The sequence below is a fragment of the Peribacillus sp. NPDC096622 genome, from assembly GCF_044762665.1.
Classification (GTDB): Bacteria; Bacillota; Bacilli; order Bacillales; family DSM-1321; genus Peribacillus; species Peribacillus frigoritolerans_B.
This window is the reverse complement of the sequence record NZ_JBIWES010000004.1, coordinates 1-24053: the sequence shown is the minus strand read 5'-3', so window position 1 is coordinate 24053 and position 24053 is coordinate 1. Positions and strand designations below refer to the sequence as shown.

The 24053-nt window shown below is 36.4% G+C and carries 20 protein-coding genes and 2 pseudogenes; 19 read left to right on the top strand and 3 right to left on the bottom strand.

Annotated features, from left to right (window positions below; genetic code table 11):
- Positions 1 to 91 precede the first annotated feature (91 nt).
- The 3 genes from ACIQYG_RS09035 (at position 92) to ACIQYG_RS09025 (ending at position 1607) form a co-directional block, all read left to right on the top strand.
- Positions 92 to 307, top strand: a complete 216-nt coding sequence (locus ACIQYG_RS09035) for a hypothetical protein (RefSeq protein ID WP_402837240.1) — start codon at positions 92 to 94, stop codon at positions 305 to 307.
- 370 nt (positions 308 to 677) lie between these two features.
- Positions 678 to 1076 carry a hypothetical protein gene (locus ACIQYG_RS09030; protein ID WP_402837238.1) on the top strand — a complete coding sequence of 133 codons (399 nt, stop codon included), beginning with the start codon at positions 678 to 680 and terminating at the stop codon, positions 1074 to 1076.
- Between the two features lie 69 nt (positions 1077 to 1145).
- On the top strand, positions 1146 to 1607 hold the full coding sequence (locus tag ACIQYG_RS09025) for a flavodoxin (protein WP_402837236.1): 462 nt from the start codon (positions 1146 to 1148) through the stop codon (positions 1605 to 1607).
- Between the two features lie 1199 nt (positions 1608 to 2806).
- Here the strand turns inward: ACIQYG_RS09025 and ACIQYG_RS09020 are convergent.
- Positions 2807 to 3376: a recombinase family protein gene (locus ACIQYG_RS09020; RefSeq protein ID WP_402837234.1), complete on the bottom strand. Its 570-nt coding sequence runs from the start codon at positions 3374 to 3376 to the stop codon at positions 2807 to 2809.
- Between the two features lie 590 nt (positions 3377 to 3966).
- On the opposite strand from ACIQYG_RS09020, the gene ACIQYG_RS09015 reads away from it, so the two are divergent.
- The 5 genes from ACIQYG_RS09015 to ACIQYG_RS08995 all read left to right on the top strand — a co-directional run bounded on the left by ACIQYG_RS09015 (position 3967) and on the right by ACIQYG_RS08995 (position 9395).
- Positions 3967 to 4668: a polyphosphate polymerase domain-containing protein gene (locus ACIQYG_RS09015; protein WP_402837232.1), complete on the top strand. Its 702-nt coding sequence runs from the start codon at positions 3967 to 3969 to the stop codon at positions 4666 to 4668.
- A gap of 29 nt (positions 4669 to 4697) precedes the next feature.
- Positions 4698 to 5387, top strand: a complete 690-nt coding sequence (locus ACIQYG_RS09010; RefSeq protein ID WP_264641342.1) for a DUF4956 domain-containing protein — start codon at positions 4698 to 4700, stop codon at positions 5385 to 5387.
- Between the two features lie 57 nt (positions 5388 to 5444).
- A complete protein-coding gene (locus ACIQYG_RS09005; RefSeq protein ID WP_402837230.1) occupies positions 5445 to 7244 on the top strand; it encodes a CotH kinase family protein in 1800 nt (599 codons plus the stop codon).
- Positions 7245 to 7399: 155 nt separating this feature from the next.
- Positions 7400 to 8080 carry a response regulator transcription factor gene (locus ACIQYG_RS09000; protein ID WP_402837228.1) on the top strand — a complete coding sequence of 227 codons (681 nt, stop codon included), beginning with the start codon at positions 7400 to 7402 and terminating at the stop codon, positions 8078 to 8080.
- Positions 8073 to 9395, top strand: coding sequence for a HAMP domain-containing sensor histidine kinase (locus tag ACIQYG_RS08995; RefSeq protein WP_402837226.1), 1323 nt, complete (start codon positions 8073 to 8075; stop codon positions 9393 to 9395). Before ACIQYG_RS09000 ends, ACIQYG_RS08995 begins: the two co-directional genes overlap by 8 nt.
- A gap of 123 nt (positions 9396 to 9518) precedes the next feature.
- Here the strand turns inward: ACIQYG_RS08995 and ACIQYG_RS08990 are convergent, their stop codons facing one another.
- A complete protein-coding gene (locus tag ACIQYG_RS08990; RefSeq protein WP_402837224.1) occupies positions 9519 to 12491 on the bottom strand; it encodes a Tn3 family transposase in 2973 nt (990 codons plus the stop codon).
- Between the two features lie 108 nt (positions 12492 to 12599).
- On the opposite strand from ACIQYG_RS08990, the pseudogene ACIQYG_RS08985 reads away from it, so the two are divergent.
- From ACIQYG_RS08985 to speD, 6 genes and pseudogenes are all read left to right on the top strand, one after another.
- A pseudogene (locus ACIQYG_RS08985) lies at positions 12600 to 13730 on the top strand (acyl-CoA dehydrogenase family protein); the annotation flags it as partial.
- 205 nt (positions 13731 to 13935) lie between these two features.
- Positions 13936 to 15090, top strand: coding sequence for a betaine/proline/choline family ABC transporter ATP-binding protein (locus ACIQYG_RS08980; protein ID WP_402837222.1), 1155 nt, complete (start codon positions 13936 to 13938; stop codon positions 15088 to 15090).
- A gap of 12 nt (positions 15091 to 15102) precedes the next feature.
- Positions 15103 to 15756 carry an ABC transporter permease gene (locus ACIQYG_RS08975; protein ID WP_402837220.1) on the top strand — a complete coding sequence of 218 codons (654 nt, stop codon included), beginning with the start codon at positions 15103 to 15105 and terminating at the stop codon, positions 15754 to 15756.
- 11 nt (positions 15757 to 15767) lie between these two features.
- Complete coding sequence (locus ACIQYG_RS08970) at positions 15768 to 16685, top strand: osmoprotectant ABC transporter substrate-binding protein (protein WP_402837218.1); 918 nt, start codon at positions 15768 to 15770, stop codon at positions 16683 to 16685.
- A gap of 17 nt (positions 16686 to 16702) precedes the next feature.
- The gene (locus ACIQYG_RS08965; protein ID WP_402837216.1) at positions 16703 to 17365 is read left to right on the top strand and encodes an ABC transporter permease; all 663 of its coding nucleotides are present in this window, start codon (positions 16703 to 16705) and stop codon (positions 17363 to 17365) included.
- Between the two features lie 147 nt (positions 17366 to 17512).
- On the top strand, positions 17513 to 18349 hold the full coding sequence (gene speD, locus ACIQYG_RS08960) for an adenosylmethionine decarboxylase (protein ID WP_402837214.1): 837 nt from the start codon (positions 17513 to 17515) through the stop codon (positions 18347 to 18349).
- A 24-nt stretch (positions 18350 to 18373) separates the two neighbouring features.
- On the opposite strand, the gene ACIQYG_RS08955 is transcribed toward speD, so the two are convergent.
- On the bottom strand, positions 18374 to 19399 hold the full coding sequence (locus tag ACIQYG_RS08955; RefSeq protein ID WP_402837879.1) for a YeiH family protein: 1026 nt from the start codon (positions 19397 to 19399) through the stop codon (positions 18374 to 18376).
- Positions 19400 to 19532: 133 nt separating this feature from the next.
- Between ACIQYG_RS08955 and ACIQYG_RS08950 the strand changes: the two genes are divergently transcribed.
- From ACIQYG_RS08950 to ACIQYG_RS08930, 5 genes and pseudogenes are all read left to right on the top strand, one after another.
- Entirely contained in the window at positions 19533 to 20426 is an 894-nt protein-coding gene (locus ACIQYG_RS08950; protein WP_402837212.1) for a selenium metabolism-associated LysR family transcriptional regulator, read from the top strand.
- Between the two features lie 238 nt (positions 20427 to 20664).
- Positions 20665 to 21570: a hypothetical protein gene (locus ACIQYG_RS08945; protein WP_402837210.1), complete on the top strand. Its 906-nt coding sequence runs from the start codon at positions 20665 to 20667 to the stop codon at positions 21568 to 21570.
- 498 nt (positions 21571 to 22068) lie between these two features.
- Positions 22069 to 22695 (top strand): metal-dependent hydrolase, encoded by a 627-nt coding sequence (locus tag ACIQYG_RS08940; protein WP_402837208.1) that lies wholly within the window; start codon positions 22069 to 22071, stop codon positions 22693 to 22695.
- Between the two features lie 222 nt (positions 22696 to 22917).
- Entirely contained in the window at positions 22918 to 23361 is a 444-nt protein-coding gene (locus tag ACIQYG_RS08935; RefSeq protein ID WP_402837206.1) for a C40 family peptidase, read from the top strand.
- A gap of 183 nt (positions 23362 to 23544) precedes the next feature.
- Positions 23545 to 24053, top strand: a pseudogene (locus ACIQYG_RS08930) (HTH domain-containing protein); the annotation flags it as partial.

Below are 24053 nucleotides of genomic sequence, written 5' to 3'. Positions count from 1 at the left end.
TAAGGAAAAGCATAAGGGTAACAAGTTAATAAAAATTTAATACTTTATATCAGGGAGAAGACATAAATCAAACAAGAAGGATGGGATCCTGATGGTTGATGAAAAAAAACGGGAACAATGGAAAAAGAAAGTTATGGATAATCTGAAGAGGGAAGCTGCCAAAAATATCATAGCAATAACGGGAGACCTGGCAAAATTAGATGCTAAAGTCAATAATACTTACACTGTATACATCAAGGATGGAAGGATGATAAAGAAACAAACAAATGGGAAGTGTGTTGTCATTAATGGAAAAACGATAAAATAGTTGTATAGCGTAAAAAAATACTCTGGGATGAGATATTCTCCAGAGTATTTTTTTGTACTAGGCAGCAGTAGCTAGCCATCTATTTCCAAAGCAACAAAACAAAAATAAGAAAACTTGGCAAAAACAGATTGACAATGATAATCATTATCACATAAAATACTAATTGAAAATGATTATCAATTTCGATTAGTTCTCTTCATGTTAATAAAAAAATTTCCGAATTTAAAAAGGCGAGACCAGGAAAAAATTAAAAAAATGAGTCAACCCAACAGAATAGACGATAACTCTGCCAAAAAACAGACTGACTGACAAAGAGCCAAGATTGAAGAAGAATTCAAAAAAACTGAATGTGATTGAAGGAGGAGCACCAATGGATAAAAATTTTACAATATTAGAACCTTTTCAGTATGAAGTAAGCTGCTGCTGTCCGGGTCAAAGGCACCAACATATAATTGAGTTTCTTCAAGGAGATGTTTGGACAATTACAAACGAACGGAAGTACATTGATTGCCTAGGATGGCACTCTTTAATAGTTGTCAACAACGAGTTTCAGTTTTTTTTGCACGTGGAGGATATCGAGGAACTGTATTCCAAGGGCAGCATTTGCTCCATTTTGGATTTGAACCTAAAAATTAACCATTTGAGTTTTAAAGTAAACGAAGCACTCGATGCACATGATAGGGAGTCATTTCTTTCATTTGCCGATGAACTGAGCAACGTACAAAAAATAAAGAATAAAATGAACTCTGCAGATGTACATGCTTTTTAAGAAAACAAGTTTCATGTACTTATAACATAAAAACAATAAATCGTTCGAGATGTTGGAAGGGGACTTATCATGTCTAAAATCATTATAATTTTTGCCAGTATGAGTGGAAATACAGAAGAAATGGCGAATGCCATTGCAGAAGGAATCACAGAAATCAGTGATATGAGTATCGATAAGATAGATATAATGGATGGTCCTGAAGCTTCCATACTTGGAGATTACGATGGGATCATATTAGGAGCATATACGTGGGGAGACGGAGAATTACCGGATGATTTTTTAGACTTTTATGAGGAAATGGATCATATTGATCTAACAGGAAAGAAAGCTGCGGTGTTTGGTTCCTGTGATTCATCTTACCTACAATATGGTGCAGCCGTAGATATTTTGACCGAAAAACTAAGGGAACAGGGTGCTGTTATTGTCCTGGAAGGGTTAAAAGTAGAATTAACCCCAGATAATGAGGATATCAAAAACTGCAAAAATTTTGGAAGGGAATTTATAAAGAATAGTTTTGTCACTTCAATATAGAATTTGAAATTTTATGAGGAAAGAGAGATGAAGGGAATGATCGGTAAGGAACATCGGATTTCCATTGCTACTTTAACTGATTACTATTTACAAGATTTTATAAGATGTCCTTATCAATTTTACTTTTTTCATATAGAAGGAAAAATCACAACTCAATCGGGTTGGAGGAAGATGGTTCAATTTGTGGTTAGCCAAGTTGTAAGTCGATATTATAAACTTCCCCCAATAAGTCAGACGAATAAGAAGGTTTAGGAGTTGATACACACGAAGAAATGAATCTTTTATTTAATAATATGATTTCGGTATTTTGTGAAAAGGCATTTGGTCAATTATCGGAAGGAATAGAGATGTTATCGCTTATGGAAGGTAATATAGAAACTTATATTTCAAGCCATGAATGATGTTTTGAATGGATTGGAATACCTCGGCATAATCAAGAATCTTTTACAAGAACCAAAAAGTATTTGAATAAACGGATTCCTTAACAGTTTGCAAAAGCTGCTCTTATCAAAAAAGAAGTTATGAAGGATTTAATATAAACCAAGAAAGATTTACTAGTCAATAATCGTGTTTAGAAAACCTGGAATCATTGTCTGTATTATTAGGAATTACGGTTTATTAAGGAGAAAAGAAACGTTACTAGATTTTGCCTAATTAACAGAATCAGAGAAAAATCCTTCCAAAAAGTTTTTTGGAGGGTTATTGGGCATGGCCCAAACATGCCATTAGCTGGTTTATTGCTTTAACGGAGGCTGTTAAAGCAACAATTGTATTAAGCAAAAAAGCAATCAGATTAGAGTGTGAAAAGCAATCTTGTCTAATTATTAAATGTTTATATTCCAATAATAACCTCGACAGAATATATATAAAACCAAATGCAAGGCAGTTAAGTAATAATCAAATAATTTAAAATGGTAAAAAATAGATTTCTAAAAGGGAATTCAAAACTTTTGTTGAACATGAATATTGTGGAACATTTTATCTGTTTGAGATTGTAACCGTTCACATCACGACCTTCAACATATTTAACTTGATCATGGCAGTGATTATAAGTACAAAATCATTAGAGAATGGAGGTTAACCCATGGCTAGCACGATGGCAATAAATAAAGATGATTCCCGTTCCTTCCTAACAGGCTTAGTGACAGGGTTCTTGCTGTAGACCGCAAAGTAAAAATGGAGAAATAAAAAAACGCCCCCTATTTTTTTATTTCTTCAAGACTTCTTCTATTGACTGCTCTATACAAGGAACCTTGAGATATTCCGGTTGCGGAAACTATCTCCTTTATAGAATATTCTTTACTATCATACATCCGTAGCGCAACAGTAAGCTTTTCTTTATCCAACTTGGGTCTGCCTAATGTTTTTCCACGCCTTTTACTTGCTTCAAGTCCTTCCTTTACTCTCTCGGCAATAAGATTTCTTTCTAATTCAGCAATGACGCACATCATTTGGAACATGGCTTTGCCCGTAGAGGTTCTTGTATCCATATTTTCTTTTAAAGAAATGAATTCTACCCCAATTTCTTCTAACTGTTGAATAATGTTGAGGATATCCAATGTTTTACGTCCTAAACGGGAGATGCTCTCCACTACAACTGTATCGCCTTTCCGGATGACATCAAAAAGTTGATGAAGTCCCTTTCGATCTTTAACCGTACCAGTAAATTTCTCCTTAACTATTTTTTCACAACCATATTCATTAAGCATACTAATTTGTCGATCCAAGTTTTGGTCAATAGTAGAGACCCGAGCATAACCAATTATCATTTGTAACCTCCAATAAACTTGTATATTTTTATTTTACTAGAGGGGAATTTATTGTAAAGGTATTTGGTAATGCTTTTGGTAATTATTTTTGGTAACTGCTAATCTTAATAAAATCAAAGGACAGTAGGAAGCTGGGAGGGTATTACAAAAACACTGGTTTTTGGTAATAACCTAGCATTACGTTATTCAGCAATCGGGTCAGATTGTGGAATAAGTCTATTTCTATGATGCATAAATAAAAGGAAGTATTAATCATGATGTATTGTCAATTGAAACACATGTCCTAAAAGGGCATGTGTTTTTGCCATGTTGTTTTTTAGTTCTACTTAATGTTATTCAATAAACTTTTACAAAAAAATTAATTTTCTTTACACAGTTAATATTGAGTTAACATTATTAGACTATCTTTTACATATCGAGTTTGTTTTTAATAAAATCAGTTGAGTAATATAACCCTTCTTTAAAAATTGGTTTTCTTCATACAAACTCTTTAAAATCTTTGATAGAAGTTATCATAAATCATTTGTTCGTTAGAACAGTATAAACGGACAACCCTTTGAAATCTATTATAGAAAGGAGAACCATTTCATATGCCAATTCACACTTCATTTAATCCAAATGGCCGACAAGAACTAAAGCATGGGATTACTTATATTGAATACATGTTGTTAAAGAATAAGTTAAAACATGTAATGAAACTCGATCCTAACGCTGGTCCCAACCGTAAATACCTCATTCGTTCTTGCTATTTTGATAATATCAATAACAAAATTTTGAATGAGAAAAAAGAGGGCTACCTTAATCGCGATAAATATCGTGTTCGTATTTATGGAAAAAGTGCAGATGTTGTAAACCTAGAGCGAAAAAGTAAGAGGAATAACTTAACATTTAAGTCAAAGTGTAAAACTTCAAAAGAAGAATTTGAAAAGATGCGTATAGGCGATATTGAGTGGATGAAGGAAGATGACCGAGAACTTATACGTGATTTATATATTGAAATGACGCAATATCAGCTGAAGCCGATGACAGTTGTTGATTATCAACGTGAAGCCTATATTTATTTATATGGTAATGTTCGGATAACCTTTGACAGCAAAGTACAGTCCAGTATTCGAAACACTGATATGTTCAATAAGTACCTGCCAATGGTAGATGTACTTGAACCAACCGAAGTCATTCTTGAGGTTAAATATGACGAATATTTACCAGAAATCATACGAAATATGTTGCAAGGCATTAACACTCAGCATGAAGCATATTCAAAATACCAATTAAGCCGTATGTACGTTTAAGCTAGGGTTTAATCAGAAGGAGTAACATGATGGATAAAAATACAATTAATTTCAATGATATTTTTAAATCAAGCTTCATAGAGAACACATCTTCATTTTCAATAACAGATTCCCTACTAGGGCTACTATCTGCCTTTTTACTTGGCTTATTTATTTATGCCATATACAAAAAAACCTTTAACGGAGTAATTTACTCCCATTCATTTAATATTGCGATCATGATTATGACCATGGCTACCGCCTTAATTATAATGGGTATAAGCTCAAATGTTTTATTATCACTAGGTATGGTTGGTGCATTATCGATTGTCCGTTTCCGTACACCGATTAAAGACCCAATGGATTTAATCTATTTATTCTGGTCCATTGTAATTGGTATACTTTGCGGTGCAGGCTTCATTTTACTTGCTGTATTAGGATCCATTATTATTGGTTTAGTATTGATTGTGTTCGTAAACAAAATTACAGTTGAAAACCCCTATCTAGTTGTCGTAAAATTTGACGCTGAAGCAACCGGCCAAGAAATTGAAACCATTTTAAAAAAGAATACCAAAAAATTCAGTTTAAAATCTAAATCAATGATGATGACGAATGAAACTGAAGCCACGTATGAAGTACGTGTAAAAGAAAATGATTCACAAATTATAAATAGTATTGCCAGAGTGAAGGGCGTATCGTCTGCTGTCATGTTAAGTTATGATGGTAACTTTACAGCGTAACGCAGTATTAGGAAATCTGTTTCGGCGGGTTTCCTATTTTTAAAAGGAGTGCAATAGATGATAAGTAATAAATTTGTATACTCAATAATGGCTTGCTTAATCACTCTTTTTTTAATCGTCCTCATGGTCCTGCCGAATCTAAATGTTGAAGCCAAACATGATGAATTTTCCTATGAAACAAAGCTATTTAATGAAAAAAAAGTCACTACTATCAATATTGAAATAGATGAAAAAGATTGGGCAGGTATGATGGAAAACCCTACGGCTGAGGAAATTAAGGAAGCAACAGTAACTGTAAATGGAAAGCGAATTAATAATATAGGGATTAGGACAAAAGGCAATTCCTCTCTAACGTCGGTGGCTTCGAGTGATTCAAAGCGTTTTAGTTTAAAACTAGATTTTGACTATTACGATAGTTCACAAAGCATTTATGGATTAAAAAAACTGAATTTAAATAACAATTTTAGTGATACAACCCAGATGAAAGAGTATGTATCTTATGAAATTCTGGAATCAATGGGACTTTCCACTCCGGAGCATTCTTATATGAATGTCACGGTCAATGGCGAGGATTATGGCTTGATGCTGGGAGTCGAAGCGGTTGATGAGACCTTCCTTGCAAAAAATTACGGAAGCAATGACGGCTTTTTGTTTAAGCCGGATGGAACTGGAAGTGATTTGAAATATATAAGCTCTGACATTGATGATTACTCAGGTCTTAATCCAAAAACAAACGAATCCAATATCGATCAATCCAATATTCTGGACATGATTGATGTAATTAATAATGGTGGTGACATAGAAGAGTATATCGATGTAGATAACATGTTACGCTATTTTGCCACAACGACAGCCCTTGTCAGTATGGATAGCTATCAAGGCATGTTGAAGCATAACTATTATCTATATGAGGAGGACGGGAAATTTTCGATCATCCCTTGGGATTATAATATGGCATTCGGTTCATTCTCCATGGGCGGAATGGGCAGCAAAGGAATGCAGATGCCAGAAGGAATGGACCCTTCAAAATTAGGTAATATGGACGTGTCCAAAGAAGAAATGAAACTTCCGGAAGGACAAAAGTCGTCTAAAGGCTTTGAAGGTGGTAACATGCTGGATGCAATGACAAATCAAGATATCATGTCAGAAGAATCGATTAACTTTGACATTTCTAATCCTGTTTCAGGTACAACTATAGAAGATCGGCCTTTGTTGAATGCCCTTTTAAAAAACAAGGAGTATTTAGCCACTTATGAAAAATATCTAAAGGAACTATCAACCCAATATTTTACTGAAGAGAATGTAAGCAAAATCACAAAAGAAGTGTCAGCCACCATATTAACGTATGTAGAAGCGGATCCATCCAAATTTGGGACGACAGAACAGTTCCTAGAAGGTGTAAGCGGTGAAAAGAGCCTGGCTGCCTTTGCTGGTGCTCGCTCAGATTCCATCTTAAAGCAGCTTTCTGGTGAGTTGGTTATTGATAAAAAGCCTGCCTCTGAAGAAGCTGAAGCAGCTAATGGAACGGTGCCTTCAAATGAAGAGCAAAAACAAACGTCTCCTAAAGGAGATGATCCAAGCGGGGCGGCCGAGGGGAAGGAGCCACCCGATGGTGTCGAACTAGGCCAGATGCCGGAGGGGATGGACCCAAGTAAGATGCCAGAAGGAATGAAACCTCCGGAAGGGTTTGATCCAAGCCAAATGGCTAAAGGAATGGCATCAGGGCAAATGGCTAAAGGCGGAACTGCCGATCCTTCCGTTTCCATGAGAAACTTGGCATTGACTCTAGGTTCACTGCTCATCTTACTCATTGCCATATTTGGTGTAAGCAAATTCAACCGTCGTGGCTTTCGTTAAATAAGTTTTAATTGTAACCTAAGTATGTAAATAAGCCTGTATGAAAAAGCGATGTTTTGTACAATAGTACAATTACATCGCTTTTTTATAGATACTAACCAAGGATATAAATTCCTAGAAATAGTAGGCATAGAATGGTCAAAGGAGGACGAATATTGGTGAAAATTTTGATTGTTGATGATGATATGCACATTCGTGAATTAATGAAATTGTATTTAGAAGATGAACATTTTGAAGTAATTGAGAAAAGTAATGGACAATTAGCGTATGAATATTTAGAAAATCATAGTGCAGACCTTATTATATTAGATATCATGATGCCTAAAATGGACGGTATCACACTCTGCCAAGAAATCCGGAAACTGCATGATATTCCCATTTTAATGATTACAGCAAAGGATCAAGCGCAGGATCGGATTAGAGGATTTCAAGTAGGTACGGATGATTATTTAGCAAAGCCCTTTGACCCAGTAGAAATGGTCCTTCGTGTTAAAGCACTATTAAAAAGAGCGAGTATCCATACAGGTCAAACATTACCGATAGGCAAAATCTCATTAGACCGAACCACTTATGAAATCACATACCCGACTGGTGAGAAAGAAATCTTACCTCTAAAAGAGTTTGAAATTCTTTTCTTGTTGGGTAGTTATTCAGGCCAAGTATTTACTCGTGAAGTGCTGCTCGAAAAGATCTGGGGTATGGATTTTATGGGAGTCGACCGAACTATAGATGTTCATATTCGCAAGCTAAGACAACGTTTAGAACCTTATGATACGGCTATGCAAATCGTCACACTCAGGGGAATTGGTTATCGAATTGAGGTACAGGATGTTTAAAAGCTTATACGTTAGACTTGCCGTTACATTTGTTGGAATTGTTGTCCTAAGCTTTCTCATCGCATTGTCAGTAACTTCGCATTTTTATAAAAATCGTTTCGAAGAAGTTATAAAGGATGAAATATCTGATGTAACACAATCGATTGAAGCGCAATTACAATATGCAACCTTCAATGAAATAAAAGAAAATATTCAATTGATTTATCGCTACCAAATTGATTTCATTCAATACGGAAAGAGTTCAAATAAGATTCCTAAAGATGAATTGGAAAAAATTTATTCTGGTAAAGAAATTTACAACCTAACACCAGGGCCTGATATGTATATTGGACTGCCTATAACAATTGAAGGTGAGAAAGGAGCATTAATTATTAAGAAAAAGGAATTTGAAATGTCAATGTTATTTGAATCCCTTTCCACCATCACTTGGATTGCCATATTAATAGGAACCATCATTATACTTATTATCACAAAAAGCATTGTCTATCCCGTTAAAAAGTTAACAGAAGCAACAAAACAACTTGCACAAGGGAATTTTGATGCAACTTATCAAACAAAGCGAAAAGACGAAATTGGCCAGCTTACAGAAAGCTTTATCGAAATGGCAGAGGAATTAAGCCTACTTGTTAAGATGCGAGAGGATTTTGTATCGAACGTATCCCATGAATTTCAAACCCCTATTACATCAATTTTAGGTTTTACCAAGGCACTTCAGCACAAGCAGCTTACAGAGGAACAGCGAAAACGTTACTTATCCATTATTAGAAGTGAAAGTGAGCGGTTATCCTATCTCAGTAAAGATATTTTAAGATTATCTCATTTGCAGCATGGGCAATATCAACTCGTACTTTCAACGTTTTCCATTGATGAACAAATTCGCAAAGTATTGATTACCCAAGAGCCTCAATGGTCTACGAAAAACTTAAATATTTCACTTGATATGGAACACTTTTTTATAGAAGCCGATAAGAATTTATTACAACAGGTTTGGGTGAATCTTATTAGCAATGCTATTAAATTTTCTCCTGAAAACGGTGAAATATATGTGCGTGTGAAGAAAGTAAATAGGGATAAGGTTGAAGTCTTCATTCAGGATCTTGGCCCTGGCATACCAGAGGATGAGCAAAAACTTATTTTCACCCCTTTTTATAAGATTGACCAAGGACGCGATGCAGCCGTTAAAGGAAATGGACTAGGGCTAACAATCGTGCAACAAATAGTAGCTCTGCATCATGGTACCATTCAAATTGTTAGTGAGTATGGAAACGGTACAACCTTCATTGTAACCCTTCTAAATAAGCTTTCAATTGACTAATTGCAAATGTATACACATTATATAGGGCGCTTTTCCGAAGGAATGATTGAGCTCTTGTTCATTACAGAAAACCAGCTAATATCTGATATTAGCTGGTTTTCTCTCCAATCAAAATGATGAAAACTATGACACTTTCAACTTAATAGGTATTCGCTGATCCATATCGAGTTCAAAAGTTCCATATGGATTGACGTGATGATAAAATAAAGGTGTTAATCCTCTAAAATCTTCCGGGATCATTTTCTTCAACCAATATCGATTGTTGTCATATAGTACTTCTTGTACCATTAAGGTATTAATATAGACTAAGCAATTTTGCAGCAATTGAAGCGATAAGGCAGCTACCTCTTGATCTTCTATAGCATTGGAACGCATTTCACTGTTTTTTCCATAAAAAATATAGGTATTGACGGAGTTCCATTGTTCTACTGTATTTAATCCTTCATGGATTTCTCTACGAATCTCCTCATAGTGTAAATAATCACATAAAAAGATCGTTTTAATGGCTTTCCCTAATTCACATAAAGCCAGATAGGTTGGATGTTTCGTATCCCTAGTAAATCGCTTTAAAATGGCTTCTGCTGATGCGGTTCCCAATCGTAAGGCAGTTGCATACTTAATGATTTGTTCATACTGTTGACGGATAAGATCCCAATTAATCGGTCTACTAAGAACCGGTTGCAGGTGAGGATATTCCTCATTCATGCCAGCTTCTGGACGATATAACTTTTGAGAACCTATATTTTTGAAGCGTGGCATCAGTTTAAAACCAAGCAGATGACAAAAAGCAAAAGCAACCACACTTTGTCCGTGTGTATCGACATAATTTCGATCGATTTCCATATCTGTGCAGTGACGAAGGACCCCTTCTATCATCGCAGCCACTTCGGAAGAAAGACAGGACTTAAGCTGAGAATAAATACATGCCGATTTTCGATCTGTATGCCAATAGATCATGACCCCCTGCCTCTTATAACGAGGATGCCATTCGGAAAGCAGGTTCTGATCCCAAGATCCAAAATGTTTTGAATCGGAAGCACATGCAGTAGTAGCTTCTCCCCATACTTCTTTCTGTCGATGGTAGATAATATGATTGGTAACCTCTGCATTGGCTTTTCGTAAATGATCTTTATGAATAAATTTTTGGCGTATATACCGAAGTTCCCGATAACTATCTAGGTGGTTTCCAGCTGAAACGGCTTTTAAACCTGTGTTCGTTCCTAATCCAAATAAACTTAAAAGAAGCCGTCGCTGGATGGTTTCTCGATCTAAAATCTCACGATCGGCTGTAGTCTTAAAGTGCTTGGTAAACTCCGTGTGAAAATCTGTTTCTTTTAGTAAATCCAATAGGTTGATGTCGGACCAACGGTTCTTAATCTCCTGTTTTATCCTAGTCACATGTGGGGGTTCGGATTGCTTTTCAAGTGGAGTGACTCGAATCCATCCCTTGTTATTTCTAGTAGTAATCGCGACTTTTTCGTTATTTTGAACCTCTAACCCTTGATTTAGTAATTGGAGCTTATCTTTCATCAACTGTATAATATCTTCGATAAAAGGCTCTACATCATATTCTTCCTTGTGCTCTTCAAAATCTTGAGGTAGATCTTCATCTGGGTTTCGATATCGATCAGCGCCCTCAATCCAAATTTCTTTACAACGAAGTCGAGTACGAAGTGATTGGATCACTGCAATTTCATAATTGATTCGATTCACTCTCTCTATGCCTTTACTATCTGTCTCGATAATGACATCTTTCCATTTGGGCTGAATTACGGCTTCAATAGGAACTTCATCTCCAGCAGCAAAATAACGTTGCCCACTTTCTTCATATTCTCGAATAAGTTGGATGGCTTCAATAATCGGCTGATGAAATTGATTATTTGAGCGAAAAGTAAGGTTTTTTAAAATTTTAGAAAGGGACTTCCGATAATGTCCCTGATAAGAAGAGTGCATTTTCGTATATACTTTTTCTTTGTAATCCCGGTTATTTTTTGTCATGTCCTTAATAATATCTTGAATCATATCAGAGCCAACAATAGGGAATAGAGTATCTTGAATAACTCCTTCTGGATGATCTACGGTCGCTTTTAATAAATTGACAATATGTTTATTTTTCCCTTGGATTCTTTCTAATTCTTCTACTACTTCCTTTCGAGTTGTATTCTTGGCTTTATTTCCAAACTTAAGCGTAATTTCATCCAATAAATCAGCTAAGTAATCAATAACTTCTCCATGACGATGCGAAAATAAAATGGCAAGTAGGGTATAGCGAATGGGTGCCGGGTGTGCACGCAATTCCGTTACGGTCTCCGTAGCTGCACGAAGTAGATATTTCTTAACTAATTTCGGAGGCAAATGATGAAATAATCTTGGAGGAATGTGTAGATGCCTAATCGCTAACAGTTTTTTAACTTCCATTTCCATGGTGCTTACACTTGGTTTACGAGGAGAAGATAAAAGTTGACGAAAAGTTAAAATATCGGATTCTATTTCCTCATGAAACTCTTCTTCAAAACCTTCTTCCGATTCCTCAGCAGCATGAGATTCCAGTAATGCATCTAATCGAGAACAAGTTCTAGGAGGCAGCTGCTGATAAGTCGATTTATACAAATTCTTTTCAAAAGTGTCAATGGCAGAATCGATCATTCGCTTTAAACTTCCATTTGAAGGAGGTTCGACTTTCCACTTACGAAATAGACTGTATGCCTGATTTTTTATATAGTCGGTATCATGTGTAAAGCGAACTTGTTCGTTTAACCAATTTGTTAAAAGATCGTTGTCCTTTGCCGTAAGTCCTCTAAAACCGAAGAATTCCCGAATTTGTTTTCGATGGTAAGTAAAATTTCTTTCCTCTGCTCCCCAACGGTATTCCTCAAAAAGATCTGCAGGAATCTCCAATTGATGCGCTATATATTCAACTACCACTTTAGGAATATCTTGTTTCTTAGACGGAAATCTAGCCTCTTGTTGAAAGTACTTTAATAATACTGTAAATCCTAAACGACTTGCCCCTATTTTATTACCAATCAGTTTTCTTTCAATTGGTACTACTCCAAAGTGTTCTAGTAGCTCATCTTCATTCCAATTTCGTTTCATAAATACCCTTCCTCTAAGCTTAGAATAACTACTAGTTTGAGTGTAATCTATTTATTAGAGGATGAAAACTATACTTTGCGGTCTAGAGCAGCAACCCTGTCATAAAGCCTAACAGAAGAACATTTATTATTTAAACAATCAATTCGTGATTTTCTCGCCAAGGAGGCTGTCCCCTTTTATGATCAATGGGAAAAAGAGGGGGAAATACCTTGCTCGTTTTGGGAAAAGATAGGAGATAATGGATTTTTATGTCCATGGATTGAAGTGGAATTCGGTGGAATAGGAGCAGATTTTGGATATTCAGTTGTGCTGGCAGAGGAATTGGAGATGGTTGGATCAGCCTTAGGAGGAATATCAATTCATTCTGACGTTGTAGCCTCTTATATTGCCTCATTCGGAACAATAGATCAAAAACAAAGATATTTACCAAAGTTCATTACAGGAGAAATGATTTCTGCCTTTGCATTGACAGAGCCGGAAATGGGATCGGAATTGGCTGATATTCAAACCACAGCCATCAAGAAAGATGGGTATTATATTGTCAATGGAGCCAAAACGTTTGTTACAAATGGCTTTAAAGCTGACTTCATGATAGTAGCATGCAAAACAGATCTTAATGCTGTTTCTCCCAAGGACGGAATCAGTTTACTGCTCATTGATAAAGATACACCAGGGTTATCACCGGGAAGAAAGCTTAGTAAATCAGAACAGGGAAGCTCAGGCACAGCTGAACTATTTTTCGATGATGCTTCAGTTCCAGTTGGCAACCTTCTTGGGGAGGAAGGAAAGGGCCTTTCATATATCATGCAAAAAATGCAGCAGGAAAGACTAATGTGTGCAATCAGGTCTTTAATGGCAGCGAAAGACATGCTTCACTTAACGATGAATTTTATAAAAAGACAAAAAGCGTTTGTTAAGAAAATAAGTAAATTTAAAAATGCACAGTTTACCATTGCTGAAATAGCGACAGATATTCATCTGGGAAGAACGTTTATTGATGGGTTGATCTGTAAACATATGACTGGGGAGAATATCATAACTGAAGTATCGATGGCTAAACAATGGATAACGGAGATGTCTAAGCGAATATCTGATAAGTGCATGCAGTTACATGATGGTTACGGTAGTATGGGTGACGATAAAATTGCCCGGCGTCATTGGGACATTCCTTTGTCAACATTCTTTACAGGGACAGATGAAACCATAAAAACCTTGATTGCTAAAAATATAGGGTTTTAATTCATCTTTAATACTATATAGCTATCAACTGCCTCAGTTAAAACGGGGCGGTTTTTTTACCATTTTTTCAAAATAAATACAATGAACTAGTTTTTATAAAAAAATGTTTATACAGTTTACCTTATGGGTACAAGAGACTGTGCAAATGAAAAATTAATATTTTTGTAAAATTTGTAATTGTATGCGAATGATGGAGGTGCTTTTTATGTTAAAAATCGAAAATGTATCGAAAATCTATAAGGGAGGAAAGAAAGCTGTAAAAAATATATCATTGGATATTAAAAAAGGGGAGTTCATTTGCTTCATTGGTCCGAGTGGATGTGGAAAGACAACAACAATGAAAATGATTAACCGTCTTATCGAACCATCTGAAGGGAAGATACTTATTAATGGAGAAAATATTTTGGATAAAGACCCAGTTGAGCTAAGAAGACAGATCGGGTACGTTATCCAGCAAATCGGACTTTTCCCTCATATGACTATTCTTGAAAATATCACCCTCGTTCCAAAACTTCTTAAATGGAATGAACAGAAGAAAAAGGAACGCGCACTGGAATTGCTTAAGCTTGTCGATATGGGACCCGAATACCTGGAAAGGTATCCCTACGAATTAAGTGGCGGGCAGCAACAAAGGATAGGCGTTCTCAGAGCACTCGCTTCCAATCCTCCACTCATTTTAATGGATGAACCTTTTGGCGCACTAGATCCAATCACCCGCGATGCCCTTCAGGAGGAATTTAAAAATCTGCAGCGCACACTTGATAAAACAATCGTTTTTGTTACGCATGATATGGATGAAGCGATTAAGCTAGCCGACAAGATCGTCATCTTAAAGGCTGGTGAAATCGTCCAAGTGGGAACACCGGATGAAATCCTCAGAAACCCAGCCAATGAGTTTGTTGAAGAATTCATCGGCAAAGATCGTTTGCTTCAAACAAGACCCAATGTTGAGTTGGTTGAACAAATCATGAGTCGAAATCCAATATCCATTACAGAGGAAAAATCCCTTACCGATGCTATTGCGATAATGCGCGAGAAAAGGGTCGATTCTTTACTTGTGGTCGATGAGCATAATGTTTTGAAAGGGTTCGTAGATGTTGAAACGATCAGTGAATACCGAAAAAAAGCAAAATTTATCAGCGAAGTCATCAATACTGATGTCTATTCAGTGAAACAGGATACTTTAATCCGGGATTCCGTTCAAAAGATTTTAAAACGAGGTTTCAAATATGTGCCTGTAGTTGACCAGAATAAACATTTGGTCGGAATTGTCACTAGGGCTACATTGGTCGACATCGTATATGACAGCATTTGGGGAGAGGAAGAAAATCAAGTGGCAGAAATAGTAGAAATGTTTTAGGAGGTATATGAGATGGAAACAATGCTCGATTTTTTACAAACGAACTGGCAAGAATTGATATATAAAGCATGGGAGCACTTATATATTTCCATGATCGCTGTTTTCATTGGAATAATAGTTGCTGTACCACTTGGGATTATGTTGACGCGAATGAAAAGGAGCGCATCGATTATAATCGGAATTGCAAACATTATGCAGACACTGCCGAGCCTAGCGGTCCTTGCCTTTTTCATTCCTTTCCTCGGCGTTGGGAAAACACCCGCAATCATTGCGTTATTTTTCTATTCCGTTTTACCCATACTCAGGAATACATACACAGGCATTAAGGGCGTAAATGAAAATCTGCTTGAATCCGGACGCGGCATCGGGATGACAAGCTGGGAGAGGATTCGTCTGGTTGAATTCCCGCTTGCACTTTCCGTCATTATGGCTGGTATCCGTACGGCATCCGTCTATTTAATTGGATGGGCCACCTTAGCTTCCTTTATTGGAGGCGGAGGACTAGGAGATTACATTTTTATCGGTTTGAATTTATACCAAACAGAATATATCATCGCTGGTGCAGTTCCGGTAATCATCATGGCTATCCTGGTTGATTATGTATTCTCGATCATAGAACGAAAAGTCGTACCAAAAGGATTGAAAGGTATGAAGGAAGTTGCTTGAGGAGGATTACCATGTATAAAAAAATAAGAAGTACAATTTTATTGGCCCTTTTAGTTTGTTCATTAATGATCACCGGCTGTTCTTTGCCTGGATTAGGATCATCTTCTGAAAATACTGTAAAGATCGGTGCCCAAAGCATGACCGAATCCGAAATCCTGGCGAACATGATCGCTCAACTCATTGAAAGGAATACGGAACTTGATACGAAAATCATCAAAAATCTAGGTTCGAATTTCGTTCAGCAAAAAGCGATGGAGACAGGTGATATCGATATAGCCGCAACTCGATATACAGGGACTGATTTAACGAGTGTCCTGGGACAGGAAATCGAAAAGGACCCAGTAAAGGCGATGGAAATAGTTCAAAGGGAATTCAAAGAACAATATGGGTTCAAATTTTTTGATTCTTATGGATTCGATAATACGTATGCCTTTACTATTTCAAATGAATTGGCTGTGGAAAAAGGGTATAAGAAAATATCGGATCTGGAAAAGGATGCAGATAATTTAAGATTAGGTGTGGATAGTGCTTGGCTTAAAAGAAAAGGGGATGGTTATAAAGGGTTCGTCGATACATATGGATTGGAATTTGGGGAAACTTATCCGATGCAGATTGGCTTGGTATATGATGCAGTCAAAAATGGCCAGATGGATATTGTCCTTGCATATTCCTCAGATGGACGGATTAAGGTTAATGATTTGAAGCTTTTAGAAGATGATAAACAGTATTTCCCTCCATATGACTGTTCACCGGTCATTACCGAAGAATTGTTGGAACGTTATCCTGAAATTGAAGAGGAACTTAACAAGTTAATTGGCGAAATCACTACTGAAACCATGCAGGAACTGAATTATGAAGTTGATGGGAACTTGAAGGAGCCATCGGTCGTAGCATCGGAATTCCTTGAAGCACATAAATATTTTGAATAATTGGGAGGTGCAAACTAATGGAAACCTTGCAACAGCTGGGAACCTATTATTCCCAAAATTGGATGTATGTACTTACTGAATTCTATCGCCATTTTTTAATGTCTGCTTATGGAGTGTTATTTGCAGCAATTGTAGCCATCCCGATAGGCATTTTCATCGCGAAACATAAGAAATTGAGTAATTGGGTATTTTCGATAACGAATGTCATACAAACCACACCAGCATTGGCTATGCTTGCACTCTTGATGCTAGTAATGGGCTTAGGAACAAATACGGTAATCTTATCATTGTTTTTATATTCCTTACTGCCAATCCTGAGGAACACTTATGTCGGAATTACAAGTATAGATCATGCTTATTTAGAATCTGGAAAGGCAATGGGAATGACAAAGCTCCAGTTACTAAGAATGGTCGAATTGCCATTATCTCTATCTGTCATCATGGCTGGCTTACGTACAGCGCTTGTCGTTGCAATCGGAGTAACTGCTGTCGGTACATTCGTAGGGTCAGGCGGACTCGGGGATATCATTGTCAGGGGAACGAATGCTTCAAATGGAACGGCAATCATACTTGCAGGAGCAATTCCGACGGCATTGATGGCCATTCTCTCAGATCTTTTACTCGGATGGCTGGAACGGATTCTTTCACCGATAAAGAAGAAAAAAATTCATACTGTCTAAAACTGAAGCCATTGCATGTGAATGCAATGGCTCTTCCTTTGCTTACCGATAAGAAGTCAGAAGCTTATACTGGCAGACTTAGTTTTTTATTTCAGAAAAAGGGTAACTATAAGGGTAGTCCTAAAATAAGTATAAGGGGAATCAATCATGAAACTTACACCTGAGCAGCGTATTGAACTGCATGGCTTTAATAATCTTACGAAATCTTTAAGCTTTAATATGTATGATATTTGTTACACAAAAACCAGGGAAGAAAGGGAGGCCTACCTGGATTATATCGATGAACAATATAACGCAGAGCGGCTTTCGAAGATCCTGCACAATGTTGCGGATTTAATAGGGGCACATGTTTTAAATACGGCCAAACAGGATTATGTCCCTCAAGGCGCCAGTGTAACCATTCTTGTTTCAGAAGGACCTGTCGTCGAAGTACCTATGGAGACTTATGAGGAATCACCAGGGCCTTTACCTGATAATGTGGTCATGCAACTGGATAAAAGCCATATTACCGTACATACATACCCTGAATACCATCCAAATGAAGGCATTAGCACATTCAGGGCCGATATCGATGTCTCTACTTGTGGAGAAATATCACCCCTTAAAGCCCTTAATTATCTTATTCATTCCTTCGATACCGACATTATCACGATCGATTACCGAGTAAGAGGTTTTACGAGAGATAAAGATGGGCGAAAATTGTTCATTGACCATGATATTAATTCCATTCAAAACTATATTCCCGATGAAGTAAAAGGTTTATATGACATGATTGATGTAAATGTATACCAGGAAAATATATTCCATACAAAATGTAAGCTGAAAAGGTTCGATATTAATAATTACTTATTCGGTTATACAGAGGAAAAGCTGAATAAAGAGGAAAGGCAAGAAATTATAGAAAGGCTTCAAACGGAAATGGATGAAATTTTTTATGGTGTCAATGTTCCACATCCAATAGAAAAAAACAAGCATGCCGATTAAGGGATGCTTGTTTTAATTAAAAAGTTAATTTAAATGGAAAGTCTGAACCAATACATACCCGAGGCAAGTCAATAATATAGAGCCGATCAGTCCAGCTATAAAAGGTTTACCGCCATATTTCCTAAAAGTTACAAGGTCAATATTCAATCCTAGTCCTGCCATGGACATAGCCATGAGGATATAGGAAAGCATAACAAGTTTTTCGGCTAAAGGTTCAGGAACTGCACCTGAAGAATAAATGGCACTTATTAATAAAAATCCAAAAATGAACCACGGCATCTGAATGGACTTCCAGGAAAATTTCTTTCCGGTAACAGTTGATCCTCCTTTCCAATTCATGACGAATCCAACCAAAATCGCAACGGGAATAAGCAGGGCCACCCTAGTCAATTTGACCACCACAGCCAAGTCGACAGACTCATTTCCCCCTGGTGCTGCCGCAGCGATGACGTGAGCAATTTCATGGAGTGTCGCACCCGAAAAAATACCATATCCTTGATCGGATAACTCCAATAATGGATATAGGATCGTATATCCGAAAGTGAAGGTTGTACCTAAAACAGCAACCGTCGCTACAGCTATTGCGGTATCTTTTTCTTTTGCTTTTATTTGGGAGGAAATAGCCAGGATGGCAGCAGCTCCACAAATTCCCGTTCCGCAAGCTGTCAATAGGCCAAGCTTTTTCTCAACTTTTAATAGGCGGGTCAATCCATAAACTACTAATATACCAAATACAAGACTAATGGCACCAACTGCAAATGTTTTCGGACCGGCATTAATAATATCCTTTAGGTTCAAGCGCATCCCCAATAAGATAATGCCCACTCTCAAAAGGACTTTACTTGAATAATTTGTCCCTGCAACGGCGTAAGCCGGGACACCGATTAGCGATTTCCAAACAACACCAATCAGTATCGCAATGACTAACTGTCCCATTATATGAAGGAATGGAAGCTCTGCTAAGTATTTTGCTGCAATGGCAATTAGCAAAGTCAATGCTATTCCTTTTGTAAATCCAAGTTTTTTAGTTTCAACTTTTATTTGTTCCAGTGTGATCACTCCATCTATGTTGATGCTTTAACTTTAAAACTTAATTAAAAATAAGTGAAATATATTTTTGCTATTTCAATGATTACTTCTACTTATGATAAAATGAAACGCATAGGTAGATAGGGAGGTAACAATGGATCCGTTAAAAGTATTCGTAACCGTAATCGAACAGAAAAACTTTTCAAGAGCAGGGAATCTTCTGAACCTGTCGCAGCCAGGAGTCAGTCTTCACATAAGGAATCTGGAAAATGAGTTAGGAACGAAATTAATTTATCGTTCCCCCAAGCAAGTTCAAATAACAGAGCCGGGAAAAATTTTGTATAGACATGCAAAGCAAATGCTTAATCATTATGAGACAGCGAAAAGGGAAATAAATGAATTTAATAACGTGGTTAGCGGAACGATGAAAATAGGTGCAAGCTTCACGATAGGAGAATATTACCTTCCAAAAGTATTAGCAGAATTTGCTGCTCAATATCCGATGGTGGACATACAAATCATCATCTCGAATTCAAATGATGTCATTCAAGGAATCCGTTCAAATAAGCTTGATATAGGATTGATTGAAGGTGAAACAGATTATAAAGATATAGATGTAAGGCCATTCATGAATGACGAGATGATTGTGGTCGTTCCCCCGGATCATCCACTTTCACAGATGGATCTCATCGAGGGCAATATGCTCCAAAACCAAACATGGGTACTTAGGGAGCAAGGGTCGGGAACCCGTACATATTCCGATAAACTTTTGAGTAGTCTCGAGTTAAACATAAAGAAAACCTTTATTTTCACCAGTATTCAAGGAGTGAAAGAAGCTGTGATGGCTGGACTCGGCATTGCCTTGTTATCCCGATTGACTGTACAAAAAGAATTGAAATCCAATGAATTGAAAACCTTTCATTTGAAAAATGAGCCCATTATAAGACCTTTTTCGATCGTGAAAAAGTTGGACTTCGAAGCATCGAAAGCCATGGATTTGTTTCTAAGGAAAGTCGAAGAATTTGCGATAAAGGGCCGTCCTAAATAAAACCCTAAACATTTGCTCAACCTTTCATTTTTACTGTAGAGGGTTGGGCATTTTTAACGACGAATTATTATTAATTTTAATGAAAACGTCGAAAGTAATTTGGAATATGTCAATGATTAAACGAATTTTACGTATTTTAACATAATTGCAAACATATAAATTAAATAGGTAGTCTCCAGGAATTCTAAGTCCCTGTAGACTTTTCCTGATATTAATAATCTTAAAAGGAGCAACCACATTGGCTATAGAGGAGCAGAAAGATAAACGGATTTCTGTTTTCGACAGGATTATAGGATTCATGCCAAAATTTTATGTGATTGGGACAATTTTAATTTTTGTTTATACACTAGTTGCGATGGCTCGTTTAGGTATCCAAACTTTGAAAAATCCTGAAGAAACCACTGTACCTGCCCCCCCTGTTTCTCAGGGATTTGAACATACATTGATATCGTTAATCATCGAACCGATCGTAACGTCTGAATTTTATCAAATCATCTTTAACACGTTATTCCTTTACCTAGTTTGGATATTGCTTTTCCTATTAGCCCCAATTGCTTTTTACCGTTTAAAACACTTTAAATTTTTTAATATCGAAATTGAAATTGAAAAACAAGATGCAGCCGTTTATGAAGTATTCAGCATGAGCAGTTCAAAAATGAAATTTGCAGCGTATTTAACATCCGAGGAATTTCAATTGGAGATATCAGAGGAAATTGCCAACAGCAAGGACTTTAAAACACCATTACTCTATACACTGGACTGTGCCGTGGATTTTTATTCCGATCAATTAGGTCTTTCCTTTACCTATGATATCTATACCCTGAACCAGTTTAAAAAAGCAAAGCTGCCTAAATCAATTAAAGCGATGCTTGATAAGTCCATTCAAACCGGCGATCCGTGCATTACGAATAAAAGCAATAGCGATAGTGAATATTACAAGAATTTTCTTATCCATTATTTCGAAAACATGGACGGGAAATTCGTCACTGTCTTAAATAGTTATCAAACTGAATTCGATACTTTCGATAAATCATTGCTTAAGATTCTGCAAAACGTCATATACGATTACTATTTACAATATAACTATATTTACGAAGCGAGCGAGAAGCTGGAAAAGAATGAAACCATTTCACCTAATAATTAAAAAAACCACCCTACAAGTGGTTATTTTTTTTGGAAAGGTGATTGTTAATTATATTTTGGACAATTTCATTGTTCCCAATGAGCTCAGACGATTTATTTACATGCTTTTCCCGAAAATCCATGTTCTTTATTTTCTTGGACTTTTTCCCATTTTTAAAATTATTGAAGGCATTTATAAAAGCTATCTGAATCACTCCCCTTATAGATTAGTATATTCATATTTTGGATAAAATTTCATGAAAAACTTCAATTTACAGAAAAATATTTTGCAGATTTAGAGTGATGAAAATTTCCTAAACAAAGCAATTATGGATATTTATAAGAAGTGTTTTGAATGTACGACCAGGTTCTTTATTTGCTCTAATTACTGATTACTATGGCATTATTTATAAGAAATAAAGAAATTTTCCCCAAAATGTTGTATAGTTAGTATGCAGGGATTCGAACAAACATTCGTTTCTTGAAAGCAGATTACTTCTTAGAGGACAGGAGAGAGACAGTGAACGGTACAGCACACATGGCTTTAGGGGCAACAGTTGGATTTTTGACGGCAAACACACTTCAAACAGATCCAACCACCACTTTATTCTTGGTGGGCATCGGTGGGGTTTCAGGGCTTATGCCCGATATGGATATTGATGGGAAGTTAAGTAATAGGATTACCTTTTCACATAAGTTTATCCGGACGATAGCCCAAACGATTGGAATTTTGATGATCATTTATAGTCTTTTGGAAAGCTCTGAAACGGAAAAGTGGATCGGTGTAGGGGCAGGAATCGGAATCATCATTATATCATCATTCATTAGGCAAAGGCATATGCTGACCTTGACTGGATTAGCGGTATTAGGAGGCGGTTTATCTTTGCAGGAAAGCTGGTTATGGCTGTTGGGAGCCTATATTATCCTGGCATCTTTTACACCACATAGAAGTTATACCCATTCGATTGCCGGTATCGCTTTCTTTGGCATCATTGCCTTTCAATTCGAAGCCTTTATGGGGATTGACGGAATTTTCACCACTTGTATATTAGGATACATAAGTCATTTAATCGCAGATTTGAAATGTTTACCTTTTAATAAACGTGGGGTGAAATTATTTCTTCCATTTTTCTCAAAAGAATTTTGACAGTGGTTTTTTACCACTGTTTTTTTATGAGGAAAAGCTAGTTTTATTAAAGGTACTTTTACATAAGTTGAACGGACCCATCATTCGACTTATTTTTATGTTTTATATGGTCATTCTTCCTAAATCTACTAAATGTAACATATTTGTAAAGGTCCTGTGATGCGAAAGATTTGCTTCTTCTAGTATATTAGGTTTAGCAGATCACATCAGGGGGTAAATAATTTGTTCAAGAAAATTGTCGTCGGATTGTCATTGGCTATAATTCTTGTAACCGCATCATTTGCTGGGGACCAAGTGGAAGCTGCTTCATATCATACAAAAGCGATTAAAGTGGCTAAAAGTGAATTGGGTACAAAATATAAAATGGGTGGCATTTCTTCATCAGGTTTTGATTGTTCGGGATTAGTGAAGTATTCATATCAAAAGGCTGGTAAGAATTTACCAAGAACTGCTGCTGACATATATAAAAAAGGTAAGAAAGTTAAAACCCTGCAAAAGGGTGACTTAATGTTTTTTGCACCAAATAAAGCGAAAAAACCTACACATGTGGCCATATATGTTGGAAACAAAGAATTTATACACTCTTCATCATCTAAAGGAGTGTCATACGCTAAAACCAATAATACCTATTGGAAGCCAAAGTATATTGGTGCGAAACGTATATAATAGAAGAAAATCAACCTTAATATAAAAAAACAAGAGACTTAATGAAGTCTCTTTCAGTTTGCAGACAAAAAGGTTTCGGAATGGTTTAAACTGTACCCTATAGAGTAGACACTAAAAAAAGGTCTGCTCTGTAGGGTACTTTTATGTATAATGAAAAAAATGGGAGAATCGGAGAACAATTAAATGCCAAAAAAACTCTTTACTGAGAAAGAAATAGAAATACTATCTAATAATCCATATGTTAAATCTATAAGTTCAAAGGGTGTTACATATACAGACGAATTTAAGAGGATTTTTATAGCTGAAAATGAAAATGGTAAGTTGCCAAGGCAGATTTTCGAGGAGAATGGTTTTAATATTGAAGTCATAGGTATTGTCAGAGTACAAAGGGCAGCCTCCAGATGGCGTACTGCTTATAAAAAATCAGGAGTATTGGGACTTAGGGATACGCGTAGTGATAATTCGGGGAGACCAACTCAGAAGGAGCTTTCTCTAGAAGAAAAGAATGCTAGATTAGAAGCACAAAATCAATTGTTGAGAGCTGAGAATGAGTTACTAAAAAAGTTAGACATGATGGAAAGGGGGATGAAGAAAAACGAGTAAAAGTCTCTGCTGAACAGAGGTTTCTTTTAATACGTTCAGTAATAGAAAAGTATCTACTTAAAAATATGGTGAGTTTCTTATGCGAAATT

Bases quoted from the DNA above. Each gene is read 5' to 3' on its own strand.
- ACIQYG_RS08975 (WP_402837220.1), top strand. From the start codon at position 15,103: ATGGAAACAATGCTCGATTTTTTACAAACGAACTGGCAAGAATTGATA.
- ACIQYG_RS08990 (WP_402837224.1), bottom strand. From the start codon at position 12,491: ATGAAACGAAATTGGAATGAAGATGAGCTACTAGAACACTTTGGAGTA.
- ACIQYG_RS09020 (WP_402837234.1), bottom strand. From the start codon at position 3,376: ATGATAATTGGTTATGCTCGGGTCTCTACTATTGACCAAAACTTGGAT.
- ACIQYG_RS08950 (WP_402837212.1), top strand. From the start codon at position 19,533: ATGGATCCGTTAAAAGTATTCGTAACCGTAATCGAACAGAAAAACTTT.
- ACIQYG_RS09005 (WP_402837230.1), top strand. From the start codon at position 5,445: ATGATAAGTAATAAATTTGTATACTCAATAATGGCTTGCTTAATCACT.
- ACIQYG_RS08965 (WP_402837216.1), top strand. From the start codon at position 16,703: ATGGAAACCTTGCAACAGCTGGGAACCTATTATTCCCAAAATTGGATG.
- ACIQYG_RS08970 (WP_402837218.1), top strand. From the start codon at position 15,768: ATGTATAAAAAAATAAGAAGTACAATTTTATTGGCCCTTTTAGTTTGT.
- speD (WP_402837214.1), top strand. From the start codon at position 17,513: ATGAAACTTACACCTGAGCAGCGTATTGAACTGCATGGCTTTAATAAT.
- ACIQYG_RS09015 (WP_402837232.1), top strand. From the start codon at position 3,967: ATGCCAATTCACACTTCATTTAATCCAAATGGCCGACAAGAACTAAAG.
- ACIQYG_RS09035 (WP_402837240.1), top strand. From the start codon at position 92: ATGGTTGATGAAAAAAAACGGGAACAATGGAAAAAGAAAGTTATGGAT.
- ACIQYG_RS08980 (WP_402837222.1), top strand. From the start codon at position 13,936: ATGTTAAAAATCGAAAATGTATCGAAAATCTATAAGGGAGGAAAGAAA.
- ACIQYG_RS09030 (WP_402837238.1), top strand. From the start codon at position 678: ATGGATAAAAATTTTACAATATTAGAACCTTTTCAGTATGAAGTAAGC.
- ACIQYG_RS09025 (WP_402837236.1), top strand. From the start codon at position 1,146: ATGTCTAAAATCATTATAATTTTTGCCAGTATGAGTGGAAATACAGAA.
- ACIQYG_RS09010 (WP_264641342.1), top strand. From the start codon at position 4,698: ATGGATAAAAATACAATTAATTTCAATGATATTTTTAAATCAAGCTTC.
- ACIQYG_RS08995 (WP_402837226.1), top strand. From the start codon at position 8,073: ATGTTTAAAAGCTTATACGTTAGACTTGCCGTTACATTTGTTGGAATT.